27 protein-coding genes and 2 pseudogenes are annotated in these 24,005 nt (G+C 52.4%); 3 read left to right on the top strand and 26 right to left on the bottom strand.

The genetic code is table 11. The features are described from left to right. Positions 1-45: 45 nt before the first annotated feature. On the bottom strand, positions 46-648 hold the full coding sequence (locus JCM13995_RS05235) for an FMN-dependent NADH-azoreductase (protein ID WP_054663235.1): 603 nt from the start codon (positions 646-648) through the stop codon (positions 46-48). Positions 649-729: 81 nt separating this feature from the next. On the opposite strand from JCM13995_RS05235, the gene JCM13995_RS05230 reads away from it, so the two are divergent. Next, positions 730-1,194 carry a hypothetical protein gene (locus JCM13995_RS05230; RefSeq protein WP_056989068.1) on the top strand — a complete coding sequence of 155 codons (465 nt, stop codon included), beginning with the start codon at positions 730-732 and terminating at the stop codon, positions 1,192-1,194. A gap of 69 nt (positions 1,195-1,263) precedes the next feature. On the opposite strand, the gene JCM13995_RS17570 is transcribed toward JCM13995_RS05230, so the two are convergent. The 7 genes from JCM13995_RS17570 to JCM13995_RS05210 form a co-directional block, all read right to left on the bottom strand. Beyond that, on the bottom strand, positions 1,264-1,374 hold the full coding sequence (locus JCM13995_RS17570; RefSeq protein WP_162230914.1) for a helix-turn-helix domain-containing protein: 111 nt from the start codon (positions 1,372-1,374) through the stop codon (positions 1,264-1,266). Next, entirely contained in the window at positions 1,352-2,878 is a 1,527-nt protein-coding gene (locus JCM13995_RS05225) for a response regulator (RefSeq protein WP_054663229.1), read from the bottom strand. The genes JCM13995_RS17570 and JCM13995_RS05225 overlap by 23 nt, the downstream gene beginning before the upstream one ends. A 299-nt stretch (positions 2,879-3,177) precedes the next feature. After that, entirely contained in the window at positions 3,178-4,413 is a 1,236-nt protein-coding gene (locus JCM13995_RS05220) for an ABC transporter permease subunit (RefSeq protein ID WP_156314336.1), read from the bottom strand. Next, positions 4,311-4,805, bottom strand: a complete 495-nt coding sequence (locus JCM13995_RS13705; RefSeq protein WP_082397728.1) for a hypothetical protein — start codon at positions 4,803-4,805, stop codon at positions 4,311-4,313. Before JCM13995_RS13705 ends, JCM13995_RS05220 begins: the two co-directional genes overlap by 103 nt. Before the next feature lie 13 nt (positions 4,806-4,818). After that, the gene (locus JCM13995_RS15750; RefSeq protein WP_439645201.1) at positions 4,819-5,979 is read right to left on the bottom strand and encodes a sugar ABC transporter ATP-binding protein; all 1,161 of its coding nucleotides are present in this window, start codon (positions 5,977-5,979) and stop codon (positions 4,819-4,821) included. After that, positions 5,976-6,356, bottom strand: coding sequence for an ATP-binding cassette domain-containing protein (locus JCM13995_RS16770; RefSeq protein ID WP_263849573.1), 381 nt, complete (start codon positions 6,354-6,356; stop codon positions 5,976-5,978). Before JCM13995_RS16770 ends, JCM13995_RS15750 begins: the two co-directional genes overlap by 4 nt. A gap of 131 nt (positions 6,357-6,487) precedes the next feature. Continuing rightward, positions 6,488-7,750 carry a substrate-binding domain-containing protein gene (locus tag JCM13995_RS05210; protein ID WP_054663226.1) on the bottom strand — a complete coding sequence of 421 codons (1,263 nt, stop codon included), beginning with the start codon at positions 7,748-7,750 and terminating at the stop codon, positions 6,488-6,490. A 494-nt stretch (positions 7,751-8,244) separates the two neighbouring features. Between JCM13995_RS05210 and JCM13995_RS05205 the strand changes: the two are divergent. Both JCM13995_RS05205 and JCM13995_RS05200 read left to right on the top strand, forming a co-directional pair. Continuing rightward, a pseudogene (locus JCM13995_RS05205) lies at positions 8,245-9,121 on the top strand (polyphosphate kinase 2 family protein); the annotation flags it as partial. A 322-nt stretch (positions 9,122-9,443) separates the two neighbouring features. Beyond that, positions 9,444-10,483, top strand: a pseudogene (locus JCM13995_RS05200) (zinc-binding dehydrogenase). Positions 10,484-10,568: 85 nt separating this feature from the next. Here the strand turns inward: JCM13995_RS05200 and JCM13995_RS05195 are convergent. The 18 genes from JCM13995_RS05195 to JCM13995_RS15735 form a co-directional block, all read right to left on the bottom strand. Then, complete coding sequence (locus JCM13995_RS05195) at positions 10,569-11,165, bottom strand: hypothetical protein (RefSeq protein WP_054663223.1); 597 nt, start codon at positions 11,163-11,165, stop codon at positions 10,569-10,571. 192 nt (positions 11,166-11,357) lie between these two features. Continuing rightward, entirely contained in the window at positions 11,358-11,801 is a 444-nt protein-coding gene (locus tag JCM13995_RS05190) for a GtrA family protein (protein ID WP_054663220.1), read from the bottom strand. Positions 11,802-11,876: 75 nt separating this feature from the next. Beyond that, complete coding sequence (locus JCM13995_RS05185; RefSeq protein ID WP_054663216.1) at positions 11,877-12,833, bottom strand: glycosyltransferase family 2 protein; 957 nt, start codon at positions 12,831-12,833, stop codon at positions 11,877-11,879. Positions 12,834-13,012: 179 nt separating this feature from the next. Further along, positions 13,013-13,585 carry a hypothetical protein gene (locus tag JCM13995_RS05180; RefSeq protein ID WP_156314335.1) on the bottom strand — a complete coding sequence of 191 codons (573 nt, stop codon included), beginning with the start codon at positions 13,583-13,585 and terminating at the stop codon, positions 13,013-13,015. Between the two features lie 128 nt (positions 13,586-13,713). Next, complete coding sequence (locus tag JCM13995_RS05175) at positions 13,714-14,010, bottom strand: hypothetical protein (protein ID WP_054663209.1); 297 nt, start codon at positions 14,008-14,010, stop codon at positions 13,714-13,716. Between the two features lie 9 nt (positions 14,011-14,019). Next, positions 14,020-14,397, bottom strand: a complete 378-nt coding sequence (locus JCM13995_RS05170; RefSeq protein WP_162230913.1) for a YfhO family protein — start codon at positions 14,395-14,397, stop codon at positions 14,020-14,022. Next, positions 14,312-14,782, bottom strand: coding sequence for a hypothetical protein (locus JCM13995_RS14900; protein ID WP_225350733.1), 471 nt, complete (start codon positions 14,780-14,782; stop codon positions 14,312-14,314). Before JCM13995_RS14900 ends, JCM13995_RS05170 begins: the two co-directional genes overlap by 86 nt. A gap of 11 nt (positions 14,783-14,793) precedes the next feature. Beyond that, positions 14,794-16,773 (bottom strand): YfhO family protein, encoded by a 1,980-nt coding sequence (locus tag JCM13995_RS05160; protein ID WP_054663200.1) that lies wholly within the window; start codon positions 16,771-16,773, stop codon positions 14,794-14,796. A 164-nt stretch (positions 16,774-16,937) separates the two neighbouring features. Continuing rightward, on the bottom strand, positions 16,938-17,345 hold the full coding sequence (locus tag JCM13995_RS05155; protein ID WP_054663197.1) for a hypothetical protein: 408 nt from the start codon (positions 17,343-17,345) through the stop codon (positions 16,938-16,940). After that, complete coding sequence (gene asp1 / locus JCM13995_RS05150) at positions 17,333-17,800, bottom strand: accessory Sec system glycosyltransferase Asp1 (RefSeq protein WP_054663194.1); 468 nt, start codon at positions 17,798-17,800, stop codon at positions 17,333-17,335. Before asp1 ends, JCM13995_RS05155 begins: the two co-directional genes overlap by 13 nt. A gap of 129 nt (positions 17,801-17,929) precedes the next feature. Then, on the bottom strand, positions 17,930-18,748 hold the full coding sequence (locus tag JCM13995_RS05145) for a hypothetical protein (RefSeq protein ID WP_054663191.1): 819 nt from the start codon (positions 18,746-18,748) through the stop codon (positions 17,930-17,932). 9 nt (positions 18,749-18,757) lie between these two features. Next, a complete protein-coding gene (locus tag JCM13995_RS05140) occupies positions 18,758-20,158 on the bottom strand; it encodes a glycosyltransferase (protein WP_054663188.1) in 1,401 nt (466 codons plus the stop codon). A gap of 342 nt (positions 20,159-20,500) precedes the next feature. Beyond that, positions 20,501-20,923: a hypothetical protein gene (locus JCM13995_RS05135; RefSeq protein ID WP_156314333.1), complete on the bottom strand. Its 423-nt coding sequence runs from the start codon at positions 20,921-20,923 to the stop codon at positions 20,501-20,503. Beyond that, positions 20,886-21,293: a hypothetical protein gene (locus JCM13995_RS05130; RefSeq protein WP_054663182.1), complete on the bottom strand. Its 408-nt coding sequence runs from the start codon at positions 21,291-21,293 to the stop codon at positions 20,886-20,888. The genes JCM13995_RS05135 and JCM13995_RS05130 overlap by 38 nt, the downstream gene beginning before the upstream one ends. Continuing rightward, positions 21,290-21,784: a hypothetical protein gene (locus tag JCM13995_RS14340; RefSeq protein WP_156314332.1), complete on the bottom strand. Its 495-nt coding sequence runs from the start codon at positions 21,782-21,784 to the stop codon at positions 21,290-21,292. The genes JCM13995_RS05130 and JCM13995_RS14340 overlap by 4 nt, the downstream gene beginning before the upstream one ends. Positions 21,785-21,840: 56 nt before the next feature. Then, on the bottom strand, positions 21,841-22,230 hold the full coding sequence (locus tag JCM13995_RS05120; protein ID WP_054663176.1) for a glycosyltransferase: 390 nt from the start codon (positions 22,228-22,230) through the stop codon (positions 21,841-21,843). Positions 22,231-22,439: 209 nt separating this feature from the next. Beyond that, entirely contained in the window at positions 22,440-23,213 is a 774-nt protein-coding gene (locus JCM13995_RS05110) for a glycosyltransferase family 2 protein (protein ID WP_054663171.1), read from the bottom strand. A gap of 93 nt (positions 23,214-23,306) precedes the next feature. Then, a partial coding sequence (locus JCM13995_RS15735) for an LPXTG cell wall anchor domain-containing protein (protein WP_225350728.1) occupies positions 23,307-24,005 on the bottom strand: 699 nt, incomplete at its 5' end.

The following is a 24,005-nucleotide window of genomic DNA, read 5'->3' as shown; positions in this document are numbered from 1 at the left end:
AGGCGGCCGCCTGATGGCTTTTATACAAGCTTCATTGTTACTGAGCTAAAATGTCTTGCCGACTTCAACCGCCTGCTTTTCGGCAGCCTCAACGATGGCCTTAGCCTGATCAGGAAAATGATCCATCCCCTCGACCGGCAGATCAACGACCTTTTCCGTCCCGAGGTATTCTAAGGCTGCGTGCACGTACTGCGTTGCCGGATCTTTGCCGGCGTATTTACCACCAGCGGCCTGGATGTGCATGACTTTCTTGCCTGGCAGCAAAGCGATGTGACCGGTGGCCGTGTACCGGAAGGTCTGACCAACCACGGTGATGGCATCGATCCAAGATTTCAGCTTGGTGGGGATGCCCAAATTCCACATCGGGTTGGCAATAATGACCTTGTCCGCCGTCTTGAACTGGTTCAAAGCGTCCCCGAACACGGCCAACTTGGCAGCGGCTTCGGCAGTCGGCGTGACGTTCGGGGCAAAGGCCTTCAGCATGTCCCCGTCAAGTTCTGGGAAATTCTCTTTATAAAGGTCACGTTCAACAATTGTGTCATCTGGATTGGCAGCGCGATAGCTTTTCATAAAGGTGGCCAGCACCTTCATGCTGCGGGAGCGGTCGGGACCAAAAGGATGTGCTTTAATAACTAATACCTGACTCATATTGATTGTCTTCCTTTCATGACTAGCAGTTTTGTTCACTCGTATAAGGTATCACTAAAAAAGGTGGCCGGCAACCTTTTTTTGAAAAAGTTAATTAATCAGGAAACTCACCAGCCGCTCACCGGGGCGCCAGTATGCCAAGTCCTGGTGATTGCAAAATGCGAACCCATGTTCGATAATGGTTCCGAGGTGATCAACATGACTGTTGCCCAGGATGTCCGAATCCTAAATGAACGTATCGATGCCGCCTTTCGCAGACGCTACAACACCCGTTACGTCTTGATGGCCAGCAAAGTCCAGGCAGACGATGCGATTTCCTTTTTTATGAACGTCTCGCCTAAGGGGCACCGGCGCCGTTCCCTGCCCCTGCACAGTCTGAAAACTGCCGACCTAGACTACTTCGAGCAGGTCATCGCCGGCATCCATGCGCACACTCACCTCACCATCTACTACTGCGGCTTTGGCCCCAAGGATTTTTGGCCCAGCACCGGTCGGCCAATCGAGCCCAAACCGCGCGGAATCGAAATCAGTCCGCTGGATTGGTGAGTACCTGGAATAAGCAAAATGACGGCCGGCCTTTTAATCAAGGCGACCGTCATTTTTCACCACTGCGGCTCATTTGCTGCTGGAGACTTTCGCTAGGCCGCCGCGATACTGCATTGGTGAACGGCCAAAGTGCTTTTTGAAGACAGAACTGAAATAGTTAGGATCCGCATACCCGACCAAATGGCCAATGGCCTGGCTTTTTTTCGGTTGTTTCCAGTAGCAGTCGGGACGCCCGCTCCATGCGAAAATCGGTTAGGTAAGTAATGAAGGACTGGCCCACCTCGCGCTTGAACAGCGTCGAAAAGTACGAGTTGGACACCCCCAGCGCCTGACACACGTCGTTAAGGGACAGCTGCTCATCGCTGTAATGGGCCCGGACAAACTCCTTGGCGCTTTGAATCAAGGCCGTTGACGAGTTGTCACGCGCGGCCGCAAGCTGCCGATTCAGCTGTTTGCACAGGTCAAGCAGCCACAAGCTCAGCGTCTGAGGCGACAATTCCGGCAGCCGCGCGTACAGCGCCTTCGGATCATCGGTCAGCTCAGGAATCTGGAGGTGATTATTCACCGCAAACCGATACAGTGAAGAAACCAAGTCATTGATTGCGACCGTGTGATGCGCCATACAGGTGGCTGTCTGGTTGACATTTGCCAGGTAAGCCTCGACCGCTTCCGCAATTGCCTCGTCCGGCCCGACGTGAACGACCTTGAACAGGTCCGCCAAGGCTGCGTCAGAAATCGGGGTGAAATCGGTGATCTCGGTCGGTGCCACTTCATTGATATTGATCACTTTGCAGGCGCCATACAGACTGCGGTAAGACACCGCCGTGCGCGCACCGTGATAGGCCTTGGGCAAATCCAGCAAATCGTCAGTGACAGCCCCAATGCCGATGGTGATCACGGCCCCAAGCTGACTTTTGATCAGCTTACAGAACCGGTCAGCATCATCGGTCAAGGCCGCCGCATCGCTTTCGGCAGGCAGTTCGACCACCATGACCGTGTTGCGCAAATAGCAGAACGCCACGGTGGTCCACAGCGCGCCAAAAAAATCGTTTGCCTGCTTGAGGACCTCGGCTCGCAAGGCGGTAACATCTTTACCATCCGGCGCCTGCGCGCTGGAGGTATGCAGCACCAGACAGGCGTAAAAAGGTCCGGTCAAGCCTACTTGGTAATCACGCAAATAGGCCTCAAGGGTCGCCGGTTCGACCTGGCCATCGATCAGTGCCGCGTAAAAATTAGCCTGCATCACCGGCAGCGAGTCGCGGTAGTAGTGCTGCATCGCCTGCCAGTTCTGAACGGTGTTGCGGTGCTGGTTAAGCGTCTGACACAAACGGGTCATCACCGCCTTGAGCTCCGCCACATTCAACGGCATCGTCAGGTAATCGGCAACGCCCAGCCGCATCGCCTGCTGGGCACACTCAAAATCATTGCAGTCGGTAAGGATCACAAACGCCGTCTCCGGCGATGCGGCCTTGCCTCGTTTGACGACGGCCAGATCCGCGAGGTCGCTCATTTTCACCTCGGTCAGCACCACATCCGGCTTGGCAGCGCTGATCATGCTCAGTGCCGCCTCAGTCGAAAACACGCTACCGATGACCTGAAACCCCAGCTCAGCCCACGGTACAATCTCCTTCAAACTTGACGCAATGGGTGCGTCTTCAACGAACAGTACGCTGTACTTCCCCATGAGTATGCTCCTGACTTAAACCCCAAAACCCGCAATCGCATTTACTAAATATCCAGCGCAATCATTCACTGATTTTAGTGTAACATGTAAGCGCTTAATAGCAACTAAAACGGCTTTCTTTACTTTATAATTTTTATGCCAAGTCAGTTGTATGATTGCTAAGTGACCCCAGTTTAATTGCTGTCCATCATGAAAATGATCAGTGAGGCCTCGGCCTTAAACAAAAAAAGCCGCAACCGCGGCTTTTCTGTGAGACGCATCCAGACGACTGTGCAATCGTCATTTCTCCTGAACATACTTCAGAGAATCGAGGGTGACAGCGACCAGAATAATAATCCCGGAAAAAAAACGAACTGCAGGTTCGTGTCGATCCCCAGAATGGTCAACGCGTAGGTCAACGCGGTGAAGATGATGACCCCGACGACGACCCCGGAGATTTTGCCGATCCCACCGGTGAAGGAAACCCCACCGACAACGCAGGCGGCAATGGCGTTCATTTCCCAGCCTGGCCATAAGCCGCAGAGCCTGACCCGACCATCCGGCGCATTCAAGCAAGAACCGAAGCCGTAGAGAATGCCGGCCAGAACGAAGGCACCAAGCGTGACGGCAAAGACGGAAATCCCGGAAACCGAAGCCGCTTCAGGGTTGCCACCAACCGCGTACAGATTCTTACCAAAGCGCGTCTTGTTCCAGATGAACCAGACAATGGCAATCGCCGCGATCGCCCACAGAATGATTGATGGAAAGCCGCCAATCTGCGGAATAATCATGCTTGGAATGGCTGGATCAATCGCCCCGAAGGACACCCCTTTCGTCGCGTAGGTAACCAAGCCGAAGATGATCAGCGTGTTCGCCATGGTTGAAATGAAGGGGTGCATCCCAAAGCGCGCAGTGAAGAACCCAGCAATGGCGCTGAGTACCGTCGAAAGGACAATGCAGACGACCAACGCCAAGATGACCCGTGACCACAGTCCCATTTTCGAAAAATCAAACAGGTGGCCAAAGACTTCCCCAGTGTTGGGGCCCTGGTGCATGATGATGGTAGAAGCCGTCATGCCCATCCCGACCATTCGCCCAATGGAAAGGTCGGTCCCGGTAAGTAAGATCAGGCCGGCGACCCCAAGGGCCAAGAACATCTGCGGTGACGCCTGTTGCAGGATGTTGAGGATGTTGTTGTAGGTCAAAAGCGAGGACCCCTTGATGATTGGGGTGATAATCGCCAAAATGATGAACACAATGATGATGGCGAAGTACAAGCCGTTACGCAGCAGGAAATCGCGGCGGTTGAACGTGTACTTGTAGTTCTCCCACTTCTGCTTCATGTTTTCCGAGAAGGTGAACTTAGACATCCGCAACAGGTCAAGTAGGTGATACTGGTAGTTGAACGCCTCGTGCTGGCGGTCTTTGATTTGACTCTGGCGCGCCTGCAGGGTCACTTTCGCGTCAAAGAGTTTGTTCTTATGAACATAATTCTCCTCTTTGATCTCGCTGCGATCAGAAAGCTTGATGACGGTTGCTTTGTGCTCCTGCTCCAAGCGGGCCACTTGCTCATCATAAGCCTTTTTGGCGATGACCTTTTCCTCGGCACAGCTCGCGGCAACGGCTGGTAATACTCTTTGTCGAAGTGCGCTTTGATGTAACTTTCGGCCTCTGAGACCAGCTTGCTGACCTGATCCTTGTTCTTGGCCTCAATTTGCTTAGCCCCGACCAGTGCCTGCTTATCTTTTTCGATTGCGGCATCGCGCTCCGCCTTACTCAGACTCTTGTCGCGTTTGACCGCCTCGATGTGACTGTTCAGACTGATGACCTGGTCCGTCCCGTCCTTGCGCAGCTCATTAACTTCAGCCTGAATCTTGCCGACCGCATCATCAATCGGCTTGCGCAGTTCTGCTTCGGCCTGCGCGGTTAGCACTTTATCTTCTGCCATGTGTGTCTCCCCCTTACATGTATTTCGCGCTGAGCCTCAGCAGCTCTTCCTGATTGGTCTTCTTGGTATCGACGATCCCCGCCAGCCGACCGTCCGACATAACGCCGATCCGGTTCGTGATGCCTAGGATTTCGGGCATTTCTGACGAAACCACGATGATTGTCTTGCCTTCTTTGGCCATCTTGATGATCAGCTCGTAGATTTCGTACTTCGCCCCGACGTCGATCCCACGCGTTGGCTCGTCCATCATGAACACTTGCGGCGCACGTTCCAGCCATTTACCGACGATGACCTTTTGCTGATTGCCGCCTGATAAACTGGCGATCAGTTCGTCTGGACCCATGGTCTTGGTGTTCATGACCTTGATCTCGTGCTGAGTGGCCTTGGTCATTTTCGGGTCCGACAGCGCCGGCCCGCGGCGATACGCGTTCAAGTTGGTGATGGTCGTATTGAAGGTCAAACTGCCTTTCAGGAACAAGCCGTTGGCCTTGCGCTCCTCAGTGATCATCGCGAACCAATGCTCCATCGCGTCTCTGGCCGAATTGAAGTTAGACAGTTTGCCGTTGAAGTACACGCGACCCGCCGCGCGTGTCCGCACCCCGAAAATGGTTTCGAGCAATTCCGTGCGCCCGGCGCCGACCAAGCCGTAAAGGCCAAAGATCTCACCGCGCCCCACGTCAAACGAGATGTCCTGCAGATACGGCGCGTACTTGGTCGATAGGTGCTGGACCGACAGAATCGTGTCGCCGACTTTGTTGTCGACCGGCGGGAACCGGTTATCCAACGGCCGGCCAACCATGGCCTTGATCAGTTCGTTCAGGTTGGTATCCTTCGTGTTCTTGGTCATGACCAAGTGCCCATCACGCAGCACAGACACCTCATCGCAGATCTGGAACACTTCGTCCATTTTGTGCGAGATGAAGATGATCGAGATGCCCTGGTTCTTCAGCATCCGCACCATGTCGAACAGCTTTTCCACTTCGCGGTCCATCAGCGAGGAAGTCGGCTCATCGAGCACGATCACCTTTGAATGGTAGGAAATCGCCTTGGCAATCTCGACCATCTGCCGCTGTGACACACTCATTTTGCGCATGGGCTGCGTCAGGTTGACCGTCATCCCCAGCCGCCGGAAGAGCTCCGTGGCTTCGCGCCGCATCTGCGCCTCGTTGATCACCCGAGTGAGGTCGTTGGGTAGCGCCCGAGAAAAAGATTGTCGAGCACGCTGCGGTCCAGCGCCTGGTTGAGTTCCTGGTGGACCATCGCGATTCCGTTTTCCAAGGCATCCTTGGGGCCGGCGAAGGACACCTCCTTACCATCGAGGTAAAACTGGCCTTCATCCCGGGTCTTGATCCCAAAAAGGCACTTCATCATGGTGGACTTGCCGGCGCCGTTTTCACCCATCAGGCCCATCACGGATCCCTTCTTCACGTCCATATCGATGTGTTGAAGGACCCGGTTGCGGCCAAATGACTTGCTCAGGTTACGAATCGCCAGCATCACATCATCGCCAATGACTGGCTTTTCTGGTGTTAGTAATGTTGAATCCTGCATAATACGTCTTCCTTTCCAGCGCCTGCTTGATTTTTTTGATAAAACAACTCCAGGCAACGGGGCGGCTCCGAAATGCGAGAAGCACGGGGCGATCCCTGATCCCTGGAGTTGCGAGTGATGCAGAGGCGGAATTACCGACTCAGAATGGACGTGTATGAGGAGCCGTTGTCAGTCTTCACCATGTTGATCGCAAAGGCGTCGTACTGGCTCGGGTTGCCCAGCCGGTTAGTGATGTTGGATTCGGTCTGGCCGTCGCCGCCGATAAATTCAACTTTGAGGTTCATCAGTTTCGCGTACTTCTTCAGCAGTGGCTGGTAAGTGGAACCCAGGAAGTTATCTGAAGAGTTGTAGATGTCCAGCCATACCTTCTTTTCCGGTGAGGTCTTGGTCGAAAGCTGCTTGGAAGCATCCGGATAAGTCTTGGTTGGGTTCATGAAATCCTTGTAGTTGTCCGCTGTGACCGGCACGTTCATCGCGTAGTAGGAACGCTCGTTAGCGCGGTATGCGTAGGTGTCCTTGGCCAGAACGTTGCCCGTCTTGTCCTTTGTTTCGATCCCGACACCCTTCTTGGCGCCGTCCAGGGCGTTGCGCAGCACGCGCAGGGTCAGGTAAGCTTGCACGTCGGCGTGCTGACTAACGGTACCGCCGTAGCCTTCGCCAATCGCCGCAACGGCGTCAGAGTTCGCATCGTAGCCGAAGGTTGGCACTTTGTTCTTCTTGGACCACGCGTTGAACATCGCCATGCCCATGCCGTCGTTATTAGAGGCGATAACATCGATCTTGTTGCCCAGACTTGAGGACCAGGTCCCGATCGCGTTACCCGCGGTCGCTGCATCCCAGGTCGCGCCTGAGTTATTCTTCATTTCCTGCGAAGCCAGTTCGCGGATCGTGTATGTCTTACCGCCGACGGTCAGCTTGCTGTCCTTAACAATGCCGGACTTGCCATCCGTGTTCATCCCGGCCGGTGCAGAGTTAATGTCGCCGCTCTTCTTCACGCCGGTCCCTAAGGCCTCACGAACGCCGCGCGTGCGGGCAATCGAGTCGTTGTGGCCAACGTCGCCGATAGCGAGGACATACCCGATGATGCCATCATGATTGCGATCGATTGTTGAAATATTCTTGGTGATGTAGTCCTTGACCATCTTGCCTTGAACTTCGGCCCCTTGCTTGGCGTCAAAGCCGACATAGTACGTGTCTTTGTTGAACTTCAGGGTCGTCATATCCAGTTTGCCGTTGCTCGAGTTCGATGGCTGCCGGTTATAGAAGACGACTGGTTTGTCTTTGTTTGCAACCGTCTTGTCAGAGCCGCCGCCTGATTTAGAGCCGCAAGCGACCAGCAGCAATGATGCCCCCAAAACCAAAGTCAAAGCTCCGAGTGCTTTTTGCTTCTTCATGGTGTAACTTCCTCCCTTTAAGCGCGTCCTGTATGCGCTTTCTTGATTCTCAGTGTACAGGGGCCAGGGCCGCGGGACCATAGAATATTATTGGCTGGACCTAGAATATTTTTGGGAATTTAGTTTAATGAGAAATCTTTTACGTGCCGTTATCACGGCATATCTCCCTTGTCTTACCGACTTGTGGCGGGTTCTTGAACACTTGTTTACTGCCTATATTCCGCGCTTTTTTTAGTAAAACAGACAACTCAGGCATTTAAAAAGCCGCCTCCGCTGACCCAAGCGGAGACGGCTCAAATATGAAGAGGAGTGGAACAGAAATGACAAAATCGATCAGCCGCTCAGGCGGCAGCTCCCAAGCGACAGTTGCAGTTTAACCCGGATCAAGCCGCACGGCAAAAATTTCGCCTCGCCAAGGACCGGCCGGGCATGCAACATACCCGGCCAGTTATAATAAGGGAGATGACTGACGGTAAGTAATGCAGGAGGCAAACATGAAACTTGATTTGACGCATTTTACGTACGATGGCACTGGCCCCTTTAGGATTCAGGACTGGGACACCGATATCCCGAAGACTGAGCAGGGGCTCAGTGAAGCTGAAATCCAGACCGAAATCGCCCAAAACGTTGACGACCTCGCACAAGCGCAAAGCAAACTCTACGCACAAAAGCGATACAGCCTGCTGCTGATTTTTCAGGGACTGGATGCCGCGGGCAAGGATGGCATGATTCGCCACGTCATGTCCGGCGTGAACCCGCAGGGCACCACCGTTGTGTCTTTCAAGCAGCCTACCCCTGAGGAACTGGCGCACGACTACCTGTGGCGCACGCGGGTCGCCTTTCCCCAGGCTGGCAACATCACCATTTTCAACCGGTCGCATTACGAAGAAGTCCTCGTCGACCGGGTGCACCCCGAGAATCTGCTGCTCGAACACTTGCCCCACATCGACACTGTCGCAGATGTCACCCCAAAACTCTGGAAACGGCGCTACAAGGATATTCGCCACATGGAAAGCATGGCCAGCCGCGACGGCATCGTGATTGAAAAGTTCTTTCTGCACATGAGCAAAGGCGAGCAGAAGAAGCGGTTCCTCGACCGGATCGAGCAGCCTGACAAAAACTGGAAGTTCTCGGAAGCCGACATTCGCGAACGCCGCTACTGGGACGACTACCAGCAGGCCTATCAGGAAGCCATCGCCGGCACGGCAACCAAAAAAAGCCCCTTGGCACATCATCCCCGCAGACAACAAGTGGTTTGGGCGGCTAATCGTGTCTAAACTGATTCTCGCGCGCCTGGCCACCTTGCCTTTGGCCTACCCGACTGTCACGGCCGAGCAAAAAGCCGGCCTGCACGCGGCGCTGGAAGAACTGACCGGCCAAAAGCCCCGGCCAACAACAAAAAAACTAGCACTACGACGGTTGCAGCGACTGCTAAGCATCAGCAACTGGTGCCTGGCAGTCGCTGTTTGCTTGTGCTCAACTGATCCAACTGATAGTCACCTGCTGGGAGCGGACATTTTCACGGCGTACGGGCGCAAAAGCCACGCTATGTTTTACTAAAACATGTCATAACAGTCTGCATCATGACCTCGCAGCGCGCATTTTTGACTTAGCGGTCTGCAACAATAACGCGCATAATAAGCGTGAAGTGGTGTTGCCTCTTTGAACACCCAAAAGATGGAGGTATTTGCTGATGAAAGATGCAATTTTTATCAAACCCGGTCACGTAGCCATTGAGGACGTGGCAAAACCAGAAGTTCAGGCACCAGATGACGTGATCTTACACATTGTCCGCACTTGCGTCTGCGGCTCTGATCTATGGGACTACCGCGGCCTCGATAAAGTGCCAGAGCACTCACAAAACGGTGGCCACGAAGCAATTGGCGTGGTCGAGGCAGTCGGCAGCGCCATCACCACAGTGACGCCCGGCGATTTCGTGATTGCGCCGTTCACTCACGGCTGCGGTCACTGTGCCGCCTGCCGCGCAGGCTTTGACGCAAATTGCCTCAGCTATCGAGATAACTTCAGCGAAGGCGCCCAGGCCGAGTACATGCGCTATCAACACGGTGAGTGGGCGTTGGTCAAAATTCCAGCCAGCCAAGCGACTACAGCGAAGACATGCTGAAGTCACTGCTCAGCCTGGCTGACGTCATGGCGACCGGCTATCACGCCGCGCGCATGGCCACCGTGGGCACTGGTGACACCGTTGTGGTCGTGGGTGATGGCGCCGTCGGCTTGTGCGGCGTCATCGCCGCGCAAATGCGTGGCGCCAAGCGGATCATCGCCATGAGCCGTCACGAGGATCGCCAAAAGCTTGCCGTTGAATTCGGTGCCACCGATATCGTGCCTGAGCGCGGCGACGACGGCGTGGCCAAAGTCATGGCGCTCACGAACGGCGTCGGTGCCGATGCTGTTTTGGAGTGTGTCGGCACCGAACAGGCGGTTGACACAGCCCTCAAGGTTGGCCGGCCAGGCGCACGCGTTGGCCGCGTCGGCATTCCGCACAACTCCGCGATGGATCTAAAGCCCGTCTTCTCACGGAATATCACCGTGACTGGCGGGATTGCTTCGGTCACCACTTACGACAAGGAATTCCTACTGAAGGCAGTTCTCGATGGCACAATTCACCCCGGCAAAGTCTTCACTAAATCGTTCAAGTTAGATGAGATCGAGGCCGCCTACCAGGCCATGGACAAGCGCGAAGCCATTAAGTCGCTGGTCGTTACCGACTGATTGCACGCGTCAGACAAAAAGACAGCTGGTTTCCCCAATCAGGAAAACAGCTGTCTTTTGTTGATTCTAATATGATAACAAGTGCTTAGGCCTTCGCCAGTGGTGGCTGCAACTGCGGACCAAGGCCGCGCCGGGCAAGGATCCAAGTGTCAGAGTACCACATTTCCGTTTGCTCGCGGCCCGCGGCGTAATCCCACAGATTGTGGCACTCAAACTCAACTACTGTGTTACCCGGGCCAAGGCCGATCCATTCATAACTGCCCTCAACGACTTTGTTGGCGTACTTGGCCCACAAAATCGGAATCGTTACCTTTTTACCAGCAGCGTTAGTATAGCTTCGCGTCTGATTTCCCAGCGTGCGGAGGCGCTCCAGCTGCTGGCGGTAGTCCGGGTTGACATCCTGCCAGATTTTCTCCGCGTGGTCCCACGCTGCGTCCAAGCAGGGAAGCGCCCCAGTCAGCGGCTGGGTCAGCGCATTGTACGTATAAAGGAACCCATCGTCGCGATACACCACGGTGATGTGCTCGCGGCCAATCGCTTCTTGGGGTAACTCCTTCGGCTGGTAACGCCGCATGTGGACACTTTCGCCATCACGCGGCACCAGCTGGTCCTCCACGACCTGATAATTTTCTGGAATTGGCAACTGCGAATAGGTGCGTCCTGCAATAGTTAATGCTGGCATTGAATTGCCTTCTTTCGTTGATTCTCGAAACTGCAACCTAGGAGCAACTCAGCTCCGTAAATCAGTTGTGAGTACAATCATTGTACACCAATTTGAGGGTGATTTCTAAAAGGGCCTGATACTTTCAGGTTACTAACTCGTTGGACGCTCTCAGCAAAAATTTACTTTCAGTCTCACGTGATTGGAGATAATTCACGCCTTTGCCGCAGGTTTATTTTTGAAAATAATGAACTTACTGAACGCATAATTGGCGACCACAATTGCAAATTGCGTCAGCACTTTAGCAAGGCCTTCCCCAAGTTTTAACCAGGTGATAAACAGCGCCATAAAGCCGTAATCGATGCCCAGACTGACCACGCGCGCAAAGACAAACTTAGTCGCCTCCCAAATCAGCTCTCGCACGCTTGCTGTATGGGAATTGAAAACCCCGAGCTTATTGGTCACGAACGCGAAAGCAACTGATAAGACCCACGCAATAAAATTGGCGATCCACCAATGCATACCCGCATGAATCGCGACAGCAAACGTCACAATGTTGACTACGGTGGTGAGCCCACCAAAGAAAATATAGGTCACGACGTCCCACAATCGTCGCTTCTTGAGCCATGCTTGCCCTTGTAATACAAAGTGTTTCACTTTATTTCTCCTCGCCTAGTCTAGCTGAAATCTGCTCGCACTCTATCCTCATCAATCAAACCGCCGAGCCCAGTATCACCGTGATGAGTCCCGCTGCTCATCGTTGGTCTTCTTTTCTTCAACAAAATACAGTGGCCGATTCTTCGACTCCATGAACACTCGCGCCAAGTACTCGCCAAGAATCCCATTAGAAATCAAGATACATCCACCAAGGAAAAGAATCAAAATCACGATGGTAGGGAACCCTGACTGAGTCGGGCCAACAATAATGGTCTTCACAAATAAATAGATCATGTAAAGAAATGCAAAGCCCGACACGATAAAACCCAGAAAGGTGGACAACCGAAGTGGCGCGGTCGTATAAGAAGTGACCCCCTCAGATGCTAAATTGATCAAGTTAAAGAGGCTCCACTTCGACTTGCCGTGCAACCGAGGCGCCGCGTCAAAGTCGATTGCGACTTTGCGAAACCCCACCACGTTGTACAGACCTTTGGTGTACCGCTGCGATTCACGAAGCGCCCTCAGTGCTACCACCACCTTTTTATCCAGCAAGCGAAAATCACCGGCATCCGGTGTTACCGGGGTCCGGGAGATTGCCCCCAACAGGCGATAGAACCACTGCGAAGTCTTGATTTTGAACCAACTTTCACCTTCACGCTTATTACGCTTTGCGTACACATCCTCGTAGCCCAATCGCCAAAGCTTGATCATATCGTTAACTAATACCGGCGGGTGCTGCAGGTCCGCATCCATCATGATCATGGCATCGTGATGAAAATAATCAAAGGCCGCCACCATCGCCGTCTCTTTCCCATAATTGCGGGACAGCGATATATACGAGACGTCCTCATGTTTGTGCGCCAACGCTTTGATAATCTCACCAGTCTGATCCGTGCTGCCATCATTGATAAACAAGACCTCGTGTGCCAGCCCCAATCCGGCAAAATCGATATCAGTCACCACTCGCTGATATAATTCCTCAACGTTATCTGCTTCGTTGTAGCATGGCACTGCAAGCAGTAATCTCTCCATATTCCTCACCCCTACTCTTACTTCTCCAGAATCGCTAATCGCAAACCATCAGCGCCAAAAACCACGCGGGCGCTCATGTGCACTACAGAGCCCCGTCCATTCCGCTCATATACATACCAAACTCACACTGCGCAGATGACTATACGCAGTGTGAGTTCGCCCCAAATGACCCAAACATCTCAATACCTTCGAAAGACGGACCAGCCACGATTTTTCTTAAACGCCCGCCAACTGGGCATGGTAGTGACTTTATCGGCAAACTGCGCATAGCTGTCGGGCTTTAACAACTCATTGACGATGATTTCAGGAAATGGGCTTCCTGACAACTTGGAAATTTCGATTTGATCTTGAACGATTGGGACTAGGTGCACCCGGAGCTTGTCATACCCTGCAAGCTGATCAAAAATGCTGTTATCCGCCGCCAGATAGATTCGATTGTGCTTATCCACATGGTCGGTGAGCCACCAGGCCATCATCGCGGCTTCAGTATTAAAAAGGCGAATTGGAACGGCGTGTTCGTCAAGTAACCACAGCTGCGCCGGTGAATACGTCTGCGAAAATACAGGCCGTCCTTCCTCGGAATACAGGGTCCGACTCATAAGACTGTGGACACTTGCGGCATCCACCGCCACATCGCTCTGCGTGGCATTAGCAACGGCCCCGAACTGTTCGGACATCAGCAGGCAGTGGTGGTGATCGTACGTGTCAACGCGGACAGGTTTCCCATCGGCGTAATAATTGATGGCGGTCACCGTCCCAGCCTCGTCTCGGTCAACCCGATAAACTGGTTGATTTTGGCGATTATTATACACAGTGGCACTACGCGCCATAATCCTCGTAAGGCTCCAACTCGCGAGGTAACCGTTGAGCGGTAGGGCGGTCATCTCAAGCCCTTTAGTGCGAGCGTGTCCATGCAGTTCCGCAAAAAAAATTCTCGTGCACTGCGCTGTCCGCAAAAAAAGTGACCTTTATCCCGATAAATCTCAAAATTATCCTCCGCCCGCGGATCTAAGCCGCCAGATAAGACTGGAATCTGTTTGTCGCCAAGGACTGCCTTCACTGCCATCAGATGCGCCGCGCGGTCGGCAGAAATAGTCGGCGCGATGCGATCAAGAAAGTAATAATCCGGAAAGTTGGCGGTCTCTTTGAACGCTGATTTTTGATGAAAAATACCCATGATGCCCTCCTACCGATAATCGAAGTGATGTGGATCAAACAAAGGCGCATTGGCTGCTGCCACCCGTTCCAAACGCCGATTGCGGATACGCCATCCCCAAACCGTGAACGCCTGGACGATCAGCAAAATAATCAGACCGACCCCAGCGGCCAGGCTAACCTTCAGGCCCTGACGCAACTGAGGAAAATCATAAACTAAGTCGACGTGGTGTTTCCCTGCAGAATTCAGATTAATTTTCATCATTTCCAGGTACTTGTGTGCCTTCACAGGCTTCCCGTCGACTGTGACCTGCCACCCGGTGTCATAAGGCAGGGTCATGATCAGCGATTGATGCGCGGCAGCAGCCGTGACGGAACCATCCCAGTGGGTCGTCGTCAGCCGGTGCATGGCTACCGGCTGAGTGGCCATCTTTTTTTTGTACAGCCTTAAATACCTCGCCGTAGCCCACGTTGACGTTATATTTAGGCAAATGCGTGATTTTCTTATGCGCCTTTTTTTTCTCAACCATCGTAAAGTCGTGGACCTTTAGTTGCACTTTTAAGGTTTGATTGACTGGAAACGCGCCCAGCGGAATGACCGCGTTCTCATTTTCCGTGCCATCCGTGGTGACCCGCCGGCCATCCACATACACATCAATATCAGGATCAGACTCTGGCAACAGCGTGTAAAGGGAATCAGTCACTAGTTGAAGATAAAGCGGGTGATTCATACCTCCACCAGGAATCGTAAACGCGACAGTCCGCGATTTTAGATTCCGCTCAGTTTCTTTCACCCCGCCGCGGTTTAAATATAGGCCTTTGATTCCCGTAATATCACGATAGACGTAACTGATATTGTATGCATTGGCCATATACAAGTAAGTCGACCACGAGGCTTGCGGGTTGTCTTATCCGGCGCCACAACGCCCATGTGCTGCGCCGCGGGGTTCTCGTAGATCGTATACCCATTGAGTGTTTTAAGTTTCTTCAGTCCCTGAGTCACCAGCTTACTGCCCCGGTTGGTGACCCCTGAAGGGCCCTCAACCAGATACCTGATGCCGAAGAAATCGTCAGCCGCCCGGGTGGAACCGCCATTATAGGAGGTCCAAGGAGAGCTGTGCAGATAACCCATCTCCTGCATCAAATAGTCGATTGCCCGGGGCTGGCTCGAACTAAAATGAGTCAGCCCATTGAAACCGAACTCCATTGGATCACTCCGGGAACGTTGATAATTCAGTTCCATACGATAAAAGTCACTGGAATCATGTTTTTGAATCCACGCCACCGCAGCATTCGTGTGACGCACCTCGGTTGAATACCTGGCCATGTTGAAATAAGGTTGCTGATGGCCATAGCTCCACACCGTCGCCACTGCCAGATCGCTCAGCCCAATGACCGCAACCAACAATCCGGTGACGCGGCGCCACTTAGGAAAAGAAAAATAGAGTGTCAAGGCTAAGGCCGCGGCAATCATTGCACCGACATTGTAAGTAAACGTCAACGAAGTAAACTGATTAGACCCGTAATCTCCCATCTTGCCAAATATTCTTAGCTGCCTGAACGCCACCATGACCCCGATGAGCACAGTGACCAAGAAGACACGCCGCGTGGCTACCTTACTCAGTCGCATCATTCCTAAGACAAACAGCGCAATCAGAATGAAGAGGAAGGAAAACACAAAGGACCACCGCTGAAGAAACCCAATTGGCTCGTTAAAACCATGCCAGGCAGCGTTTGTGCCATCAAAATACGACTCGGCAATTAATAGAAGGAGAATCCCAGCAGTCGCTGCTCTGATCACCCCTGGTATCTGCTTGGCACACAGGAAAGCCAGCAGTAACCCCATCACGATTACGCCAGTGTATATCATCGGCGCAGAGGCGTTCCAACTGTACTTCGTGTAGGTCATGTTAAAAAAGTTGTTAAAGAGGCGATCGAGGACCCAGCTATTATTGAAATTAAAATGGTAGGGATGAGTGCCTTTTACCCCTTGCAGCGTCTTCAGCGTTGGCCAGATCACGACCCAGGCCAATCCGACCGTGACGAGCGAAATTGCCCCAAAGTAGCCTAACTTCAACATAATCCGCTTGAACGTCCAATTGTGAATACGCCACTCAATCACCATTCTGAGAATAAAATAGTGAACGAGGAACAGCGCGACCATGTAGCCGATGTAGTAGTTGATGATTAAAGACAGACCGAGCATCACAGCGTAGAATGCCCAGCGAGTATGCTCAATGTAGCGCTCCACACCGAGAACCACTAATGGCAGCAAAATGACCGTATCCTGCCACATCAGATCCATTGAAAAGTGCAGCATCCAGCCGGAAAAGCCCCAGGATATCGCCAGTAAAATCTGCAGTGGCACACCCACCTGCAGCTGATAGCGGCGAATGAAGTAACGAACTAAGACAAGCATAGACACTGATGCGGCCGCATTTTTAGCCACGGCGATCCAAGCGAGCGCAATCGGCAACTGCGAGTATGGAAACATGAAAATAATGATATTAAATGGGCTCATCAGATAGTAAGTCATCAGCCCAAACATGTTGCCGCCAAGCGTCATATTGTTTGAGTACAGAAAATGCTGCCAGTCGCCAAAATTGCGCTTCAGGTAACTGAAATAGCTGACGTACTGCTGATTCATGTCCATTCGCAGAATCGTATGCGGCCCAAAAGGTGCAATTCCATTCAACTTTAACCCGATAATTGCGATTCCCGCCGCGATCAAGGCTACCAGCGCGTACAGGCCTGTGCGCGCAAGCACATTTTTCGTCACTCTCATGATTTACTCCCCACCAATGCCCTGTTTATAAATACTGCACTATTTTGAAATACTGTGCCAAGTCGCGTTTTCCCCCTGCGCCTGTTAGTCAGACGCAAACGCGCATGGCACCACGCCCACAAATAACGAGCGTGCCTGGTCAACAGCCCGGCCGATCGCCGCCATCACTGACTGGCCAAAATACCGAGTCCAGTCAGCAACCGCCGCCAGCCTTTTTGAAGCTGTGCGTCGGCCGCCCCTTCATCAAACACTTTGGCCTGCGGAAAGTTTGGTCGGAATTGTCGCGTTAACACTAGATCCGTCGGCTGTGGCGTAACCGCCATCGCAGCATCCGCTAAATCATAACCACGTTGGATCGTCACCGGTAGCTGCGCAACAATGGCCTGATACTCAGGCTGCTCGGCCACAACCAAGTCTCCCGAGCGGACAAATGCCATTAACATGGCAGTCGCAAAATCATCGAAACTATCATAACTTTGTTGCCTAGCCAAAACGCTGGTGCGCACAATCTCCCCGAATTCCTGAACGATTGCAATGTTGCCTGCCGGCGTCAGATAGTCTACTTCGTCCAACCGTTTGCTGGTATACCGCAGGACTTGGCTCTTAAACCTCGTGGATCATAAATCTCAGACCGTTCAACTTGATCGGCAGCGTCATAGAAATTCACTACGCGAACCTCGTCACCGTCGCCGAGGTCGACCGTTGCGTACCGCCGACCATCCTTTAGATACGTCAATCGACCATCACGTGCTTGCCGATCGGCATCATCCAACTCATGATAATCAGCGAGCCGCAGGGGCTGAATTGGCAGATTTCCTACCTCCTGCAGCCGATCAAAGACCGCAATGACCTGCCCTTCGGCGACCCCACAGGTCTGCGCTGCCTCTAGCCATTCAGGGGCATACCCAACCGCGACGATTTTTGCCTGAATGCCCAGACTGGAAAAGACTTTGACCCGTTCATACAGCACCTCGTCAAGGGCTGAAGGGGGATTCTTCAAGATACCGGTGACAAAATACGCAACCATTCGCGTGACCTCCAATTGCTGGAACACCTAACTGATAGTCCGGACAACAAATGCCCAATGAAGCAGTAACCCATTTCATTCACAACATCTTGGGCCAACTCACCAAAGCCCTCGCGTGATTCTTGACGATTACCCAAGTGCCTTCGCCCACTCGGTTATAATGGTTTCCTGCTCCTCACTGAACTCGTCAATGACCACGCGACTTTTTGCCTGGCTAGGGCTCTTTCGAACCCAGCCAAGTTGCCCCGGCTGGTAATAGAACTTCCGCACTGAAATATTCTTTAACAAATCAAGCGCGATCTGCTCACTAGACACTATGTTTTCTGCGCTCCGTAGCGCCTGCTCGCAGCGATGGCGCTGCCAGGTTCGGAAGGTTGAAAAAGTCTCCCCACTGTCAGGCTCGCGGACCAATTCAACTCTACCCGTAGCGCCATAAGTGAGCTCGAGTCTCACCTCACCGTGCGGAGTGAGATACTCTTCAGCTACCAGCCGATTGGCATAACGAACCTGTCGGCGCGATAGAAAACCACGGGCATCGTACTGATCAACTTCCAGTGTGGCCCCGCCAGTCCCCACAAAAGTCACTGTGTCCACACCGCCATTTTCAAAAAGATGCACGCCGGCAATCACCCTATCGCCATCCGTATACTCATATAGACGTCTTTGTGCCGAAGCAGTCCGCCGATCATAAAGACCGAGCACGCCATCCAGGTTCTGCAAGGAAAACAGTCTGGGTGCGACTGCAGCGGCCTGCTGGACCTGATCGAACAACCCCGTCACGCGATTGCGTTGACTGTCGGGCACAATACCAGCCCAAACAGGGGAATAGTCAGTCAGGTAAAGCCTAGCGTACCGGTGCAAGGCGTTGAAAACATCAAGGCGCGCCAATGCAGCCTTCTCGCTTGGCTCAGCTGGTGAATCGAGCGTCGTTTCGACAAAATAATCCATCTCTCGGCCTTATTCCTTTCCGTAAAAGATTGCGGATTGTGTTTTCACGTGCCGCCAGTAGCCAAATACCGTCTCAGCATCATAACGCCGAGAATCCCGGTAGGCCCCCTCAGAATATTGCTGCCAAGTTGCCGCGTCGTTGAGCCACGTCAGGGCCAGCTCAGCGGCATTTTGACGGGCCCCCACTGGGACAATGGCACCATTTTCTCCGGGGATAATAAACTCACGCGGCCCGTACTTGAAATCGTATGAGATAACAGGAACGCCGTGTGATTGTGCCTCCGCCAGAGCCAGTACCGTCCCCTCAACCCGGCTTGTGAGAATCATCAGCTGCGCTTGGTCATAGGCCTGCCCAATATTATCTGAGAACCCCCGCATTTTGACGACCTGCGTCAAGTGCAATTGTTGAATCAAAAACTCGATTTTCGCTTGATAGTCTCGGTCTTGAACCAAGCCCCAGATATCCAAGGTGACATCCGCCCGCTGTTGATGAATCAGCGCAATAATCTGCACCAATTCCTCGAGATTTTTCTGCCGATCAATTCTCGCCACCGCAACGATCTTGCCAGGGGTCCGCTGCTTCAACGAAACATGCGGAGCACTCAATCTTTCTTGGGTAATCACCACGGCCGGAACCTTGAAGAATTTAGATCTTGGCAAAGTGCGGGTCACATCGGCCAGTTGCTGATCAGTCAACACGATGCCGCCTTGCCATAAATCTAAATTGTTGAGTGCTTGACGGTAACTTTCATTCCAGCGCGTGGAGGCCGGGTCACTGCGAAGATTTTGGGCATGCACATTATGCAGGTGAAAAAGCTTGAACGCATTGGTCGTCATGTGCTCCAACGCCCACCCATTCTTTCGCGTTCGGTCAGAGACAAAAACATTTCGTTCTGTTGTCAGATTGAGCTTGTCGAAAAAGTAACGTCGCAGCGTCTGTTCCCCGCTGAGTTGAATGAGTCGTCCGTCCGGTTCAAAGACCTGAATGGCCGCAATAGACGAATCCCGGGAATTACTTATGAACACACGTAAACACAATCGCCCAGCCGGCGAAAGATAATCACGGTGAGTCATCTGCTGGTTCTCATCGTAAAAGCGGCGAACCCCAACGAATCCTCTTGAATCAAATTCTTCTTCGATGCGGTAGCGTCCTTTGGCATCGTAATAGCGGATCAGTTGAACCTGTTCCGACAGTGATTTGTGATAAATGGTTTCCACCAGTTGATTACCATCGTAATAGTCGACCTCGTTGGGACTCAGCCTGCGACGGACATGAGGGGAAGCCACCCCCAAACTGGCCAACGTGACGCGTGCATGGTAGTCAAAGGGGATTCCACAAACAAAGTCGAGCAAATTCACGTAACTAGAGGCGTTTAGGCCATATTTTACCGCCGTTTCTGCACGATTCATCTGCCTGTCTGCAGTGACAAGTTTTGCCGCTCGCCAAATTGAGCAAAAAGTTTCAGTCTTTTGAGCTGAGCGCTTTCTATCCCAGTGATCTGAGTACCCAGCGTGTTACCAATAAAGTAGAACATACGACCCTCCAGGATATAATTGCCTATCGTTCCGTTGCCTCCAGGCAATGTGGCTGTTTTTTTGTTTCAGTCTATGCCCTTAAAGGCGACACCCGCTGCAAGTAATTCGAAAAGGCTGATGGTTCGGCGTTCCAGGGTGCTGCCGGCGCTTGATCCTGGTCGCGCTGTTTGTTGACGAAAGCAAGCACTTGCGGCCATTCAGGGGCATTCTGAGCGGTTAGTTCAGCCATCTGCGCCACCATGCTGAATCATGTCCGGCCTGAGAATAGAAACGAACGATGGTAGTGGCAAGGGCCTGAATATAATGCTCTGGCGCAAGCGTTCGCAATCTGAACAAGTAGCGCGTCATCATACGAATCCAATCCAGCTGCAGTTTTTCAGGAGCCGGGTGCAACACTACATCCGAAACCGTTCGGCCAAGAAACTGCACAGTCACCGCGCTGTCCAAGCTTAGTGCCGATTGGGCGACGGCATCGATCAGCTGCGCAACGAGTGTCTCAGTGTACGCGCCAAAGTCTTCAAATTTGATCTGACTTTGCATCATCAATGCGCGGTTGATGAAGCGACCACCCAGAAAGTGTGAGGCAGACTCGACCCGATAGCTAAAGCTGCGATCTGGGTTCATTTCCTGGTGCATCAACAGTCCAGAGACCACCTGGCTTCAGGATGCGCCGACGCGTGGCAAAGAACTGTTGGAGTACATCAATCGAATTGAACTGCATATTAGGCCCCATGAAGGCCACATAAGTGCCCGTAGCCAGCATCACGCCCTGCTCAAAAGCAAATGGCCAGGACCAGATTTTCGCCGGTTTAATGTACCGAAACTTTAGGTGATTGAAGACGCGCAGGGGCTCCAAATCATCTAGCTGATAGCGACCGTTATCAATCAGTAGGACCTCAACTTGGCTAAAATCTACGCCCAGCTGATTGTTGATCGACGAAAGTGGTACCACTAGGTCCTCTACATTCGCTGATTCGATGGCAATGATGATGCTCAACGTCTTGTTCATGTCTGCTCCTCCAAAAAGTCTAGATAATCGTCAATATCAGATGATTTAAGGTTCTGTGCTTGTGCCTTATCGATTGCAAGGCGGCGGACCAGTGCATGTGCATCATGAAGCTGCCACCACTGGCGATTCTCTGCCATCAACTTGCGCACCTCATCCTTCAACGCAGCTAAATCACTCGGCGGATACTTTTTTGCGTGGACATAAAGGCCGCTGATCAGCTCATAGAAGTCATGTCCCCAGCGATCAGCCGCATGGGACTGTATGAACTGAAGCCGATAGCGTCCAGATTGCAGCCATGCGGCATCATTGAATGCCATCGAAAAATGATCTCGGCGGCCTGTAGATTGCCAATTTAAGCGCCAGACATATGCCGGCCGAGTCAACCGAGTGATGCTAGTAGTCAAATCCAAAGCCAGGCTAGTAAAGTAAACATCTTCGTAAACTCGAAGCGAAGGGTGAAAGGTTAAGCCTATTCTTTTCAAATAACCCATGCGAAATGCTTTAGCGTACACCGCCGAGTGGTCGGAGGCGGCGTGAAGCGTATAGTCTACGCCCTCACCAGCCTTGACTCGCCCCAAAACGGCGCGACAATCACGTCCGGAGACGCCCGACTGGCCTTAAAAAAATCATGAAGAACAATCGGGCTGGCCAGCATGTCGTCTGCATCCAAAAACATTGCATATGCCCCATGGGCGTGATTCAGCCCCGTTTGGCGGGCAACACCGGCACCCCTGCTCTCCGTCATTAGATATTCACGAAGCGGCCACCGCTCCGTGATACCTTCACTCAACGCTGGCCCGCCATCATTGACAGCGATTACTTCGAGTTGGTTTAAGTCTACACCTATCTGTGTAAAGACAGAAGACAGTGCACGTTCAAAATCCGTTCCATAATTCAAGTTATATGGAATGATCAAACTTAACCATGGACTAGTCATTTTGCACCTCACGGAGGAACGCTTCCCGCAGGAGATGATCCTGATCTTTCATATACTCATCGAGGCCGTCCGCGGACTGCCCAGCGTACGATTCGCCAGGCTGCCGAAAACGAGCAACAAGATCACGTATTTGCTGTTCTCCCTCATTAGTCCAAAGTGTTCGGTTTTCCACTAGTAACGCGGTCTGCTCCTCGGCAAATTTCACTGGGTCAGCAGGGGTGTGCTGGTTCTGGCGGTAATACAAATCGGCCATATAGCGATAGAAGTCTCTTGGCCAGACGCTCGGCTTTTTTTTGACGTAGTACAGCCAAACTGTAGCGATTAGAGCGCGCCCAAACGTGCAATTGATGATCAAATGAGTGGCCATTCTTACGGACTGTTGAGTTCGGATTCCATAACCAGACGTAAACCGATTGATCAAGATAATAGATATTCTGGGCAAGCTCGCAGGCAGAGCCGACAAAATAGGTATCCTCAAAAATACGTAAATCTGGGTGCCATCGCAACCCAACGCGTGTGAGATAGTCTCGTTGGTATAACTTCCCGTACGCAGCCTTCCAGTCACGTTTGGCAGAAAGCACATAATTGAAGCCTTGGCGGCCTCGTTGCTGCTTCGTGTAGCGCGCCACCACAAGGTCATAATCTTGCACCGAGATAGGCGCCATCAAATGCTTCAGCGCAAACACATCAATTAGTTCATCGTCAGCGTCGATAAACATAATGTAACGCCCTGTGGTGTGGTCAATGCCTGCTTGCCGGGCTACCCCTGCGCCGCGACTTGGTTCGTAATTGAGCTGCCGCACCAATAAATCTTTGGGGGAGGGAAAAAGTGCATTGGGTAACGGGGCCACGCCATCACCCACTAGCAAAACCTCAATATCGTTAAATGAAACCCCTACTTGCATTGTGACACTGGCAAAAGCACGCCTAATTTGCGCGTATGTTTCACTATGATAAGGAATAATAATCGAAACCTTTTTCATCTGTAATTACCTCTTCACCATACATAGAGAACAAGCTGACCACCCCAGATTAACCGAGGCAACCAGCTTGTTCAAGGCTCGCATTTATTAAACTTAGTACAGCCTATCGTCTTTTGCGTTGCGGCGTTTCTTGGCTAACTCGAATGCTGCCAAAGCGTCCAAAACCGTTAAGCCAACACCCGCAAGAACAATGTTTCCATTCTCTGTTTCGCCAGTCTTTGGTAAAGTCTGTGAACCGGAAATGCCCCCGTTGCCAAGTGCATACGATTCTTTTTGACCAACGCCTGGAAGTGAGGCAGGACCCTCAGTCAGGATTGTTGAGTTGCCCTCTGACCCTCGAGAGGCATCTCCACTCGGCACAGCATGTGTCGAGACATTCGGCGTACCTGTCAAATCACCTGTTGGATCACCTGTAGGATTCCCAGTTGGATCACCTGTTGGGTCACCTGTTGGATCGCCTGTTGGATCGCCTGTAGGATTCCCAGTTGGGTCACCTGTAGGATTCCCAGTTGGATCCCCTGTTGGATCACCTGTAGGATTCCCAGTTGGGTCACCGGTTGGATCACCTGTAGGATTCCCAGTTGGGTCACCGGTTGGATCGCCTTTAGGATTCCCAGTTGGATCGCCGGTTGGATCACCTGTTGGGTCTTTAGACTCTGACTCCTGGTAAACCGGTTCTGCTACGACGCTAATCGTGTACTCACGAATACCATCGGCAGGTATACCAACTTGACTAGCATTACTTGGTAAGCCATTGTCGCCGGTCGTGCCTTTGTCGCCAGTCGTACCCTT

The sequence above is a fragment of the Lacticaseibacillus camelliae DSM 22697 = JCM 13995 genome (assembly GCF_001311195.1).
Classification (GTDB): Bacteria; Bacillota; Bacilli; order Lactobacillales; family Lactobacillaceae; genus Lacticaseibacillus; species Lacticaseibacillus camelliae.
This window is presented reverse-complemented; position numbering and strand designations above follow the sequence as displayed.

What these genes read in the sequence shown, in the direction of transcription:
- JCM13995_RS05170 (WP_162230913.1), bottom strand. Translation starts at nt 14,397, where the DNA reads ATGCACCGGCTGACGACGACCCACTGGGATGGTTCCGTCACGGCTGCT.
- JCM13995_RS05210 (WP_054663226.1), bottom strand. Translation starts at nt 7,750, where the DNA reads ATGAAGAAGCAAAAAGCACTCGGAGCTTTGACTTTGGTTTTGGGGGCA.
- JCM13995_RS05235 (WP_054663235.1), bottom strand. Translation starts at nt 648, where the DNA reads ATGAGTCAGGTATTAGTTATTAAAGCACATCCTTTTGGTCCCGACCGC.
- JCM13995_RS13705 (WP_082397728.1), bottom strand. Translation starts at nt 4,805, where the DNA reads ATGGCAGAAGATAAAGTGCTAACCGCGCAGGCCGAAGCAGAACTGCGC.
- JCM13995_RS05225 (WP_054663229.1), bottom strand. Translation starts at nt 2,878, where the DNA reads ATGGGGAAGTACAGCGTACTGTTCGTTGAAGACGCACCCATTGCGTCA.
- JCM13995_RS05110 (WP_054663171.1), bottom strand. Translation starts at nt 23,213, where the DNA reads ATGAAAAAGGTTTCGATTATTATTCCTTATCATAGTGAAACATACGCG.
- JCM13995_RS05195 (WP_054663223.1), bottom strand. Translation starts at nt 11,165, where the DNA reads ATGCCAGCATTAACTATTGCAGGACGCACCTATTCGCAGTTGCCAATT.
- JCM13995_RS05160 (WP_054663200.1), bottom strand. Translation starts at nt 16,773, where the DNA reads ATGAGAGTGACGAAAAATGTGCTTGCGCGCACAGGCCTGTACGCGCTG.
- JCM13995_RS05145 (WP_054663191.1), bottom strand. Translation starts at nt 18,748, where the DNA reads ATGGATTATTTTGTCGAAACGACGCTCGATTCACCAGCTGAGCCAAGC.
- JCM13995_RS05120 (WP_054663176.1), bottom strand. Translation starts at nt 22,230, where the DNA reads ATGACTAGTCCATGGTTAAGTTTGATCATTCCATATAACTTGAATTAT.
- JCM13995_RS16770 (WP_263849573.1), bottom strand. Translation starts at nt 6,356, where the DNA reads ATGCAGGATTCAACATTACTAACACCAGAAAAGCCAGTCATTGGCGAT.
- JCM13995_RS14340 (WP_156314332.1), bottom strand. Translation starts at nt 21,784, where the DNA reads ATGGGTTATTTGAAAAGAATAGGCTTAACCTTTCACCCTTCGCTTCGA.
- JCM13995_RS05185 (WP_054663216.1), bottom strand. Translation starts at nt 12,833, where the DNA reads ATGGAGAGATTACTGCTTGCAGTGCCATGCTACAACGAAGCAGATAAC.
- JCM13995_RS05130 (WP_054663182.1), bottom strand. Translation starts at nt 21,293, where the DNA reads ATGAACAAGACGTTGAGCATCATCATTGCCATCGAATCAGCGAATGTA.
- JCM13995_RS05175 (WP_054663209.1), bottom strand. Translation starts at nt 14,010, where the DNA reads ATGGGTATTTTTCATCAAAAATCAGCGTTCAAAGAGACCGCCAACTTT.
- JCM13995_RS05140 (WP_054663188.1), bottom strand. Translation starts at nt 20,158, where the DNA reads ATGAATCGTGCAGAAACGGCGGTAAAATATGGCCTAAACGCCTCTAGT.
- asp1 (WP_054663194.1), bottom strand. Translation starts at nt 17,800, where the DNA reads ATGGTTGCGTATTTTGTCACCGGTATCTTGAAGAATCCCCCTTCAGCC.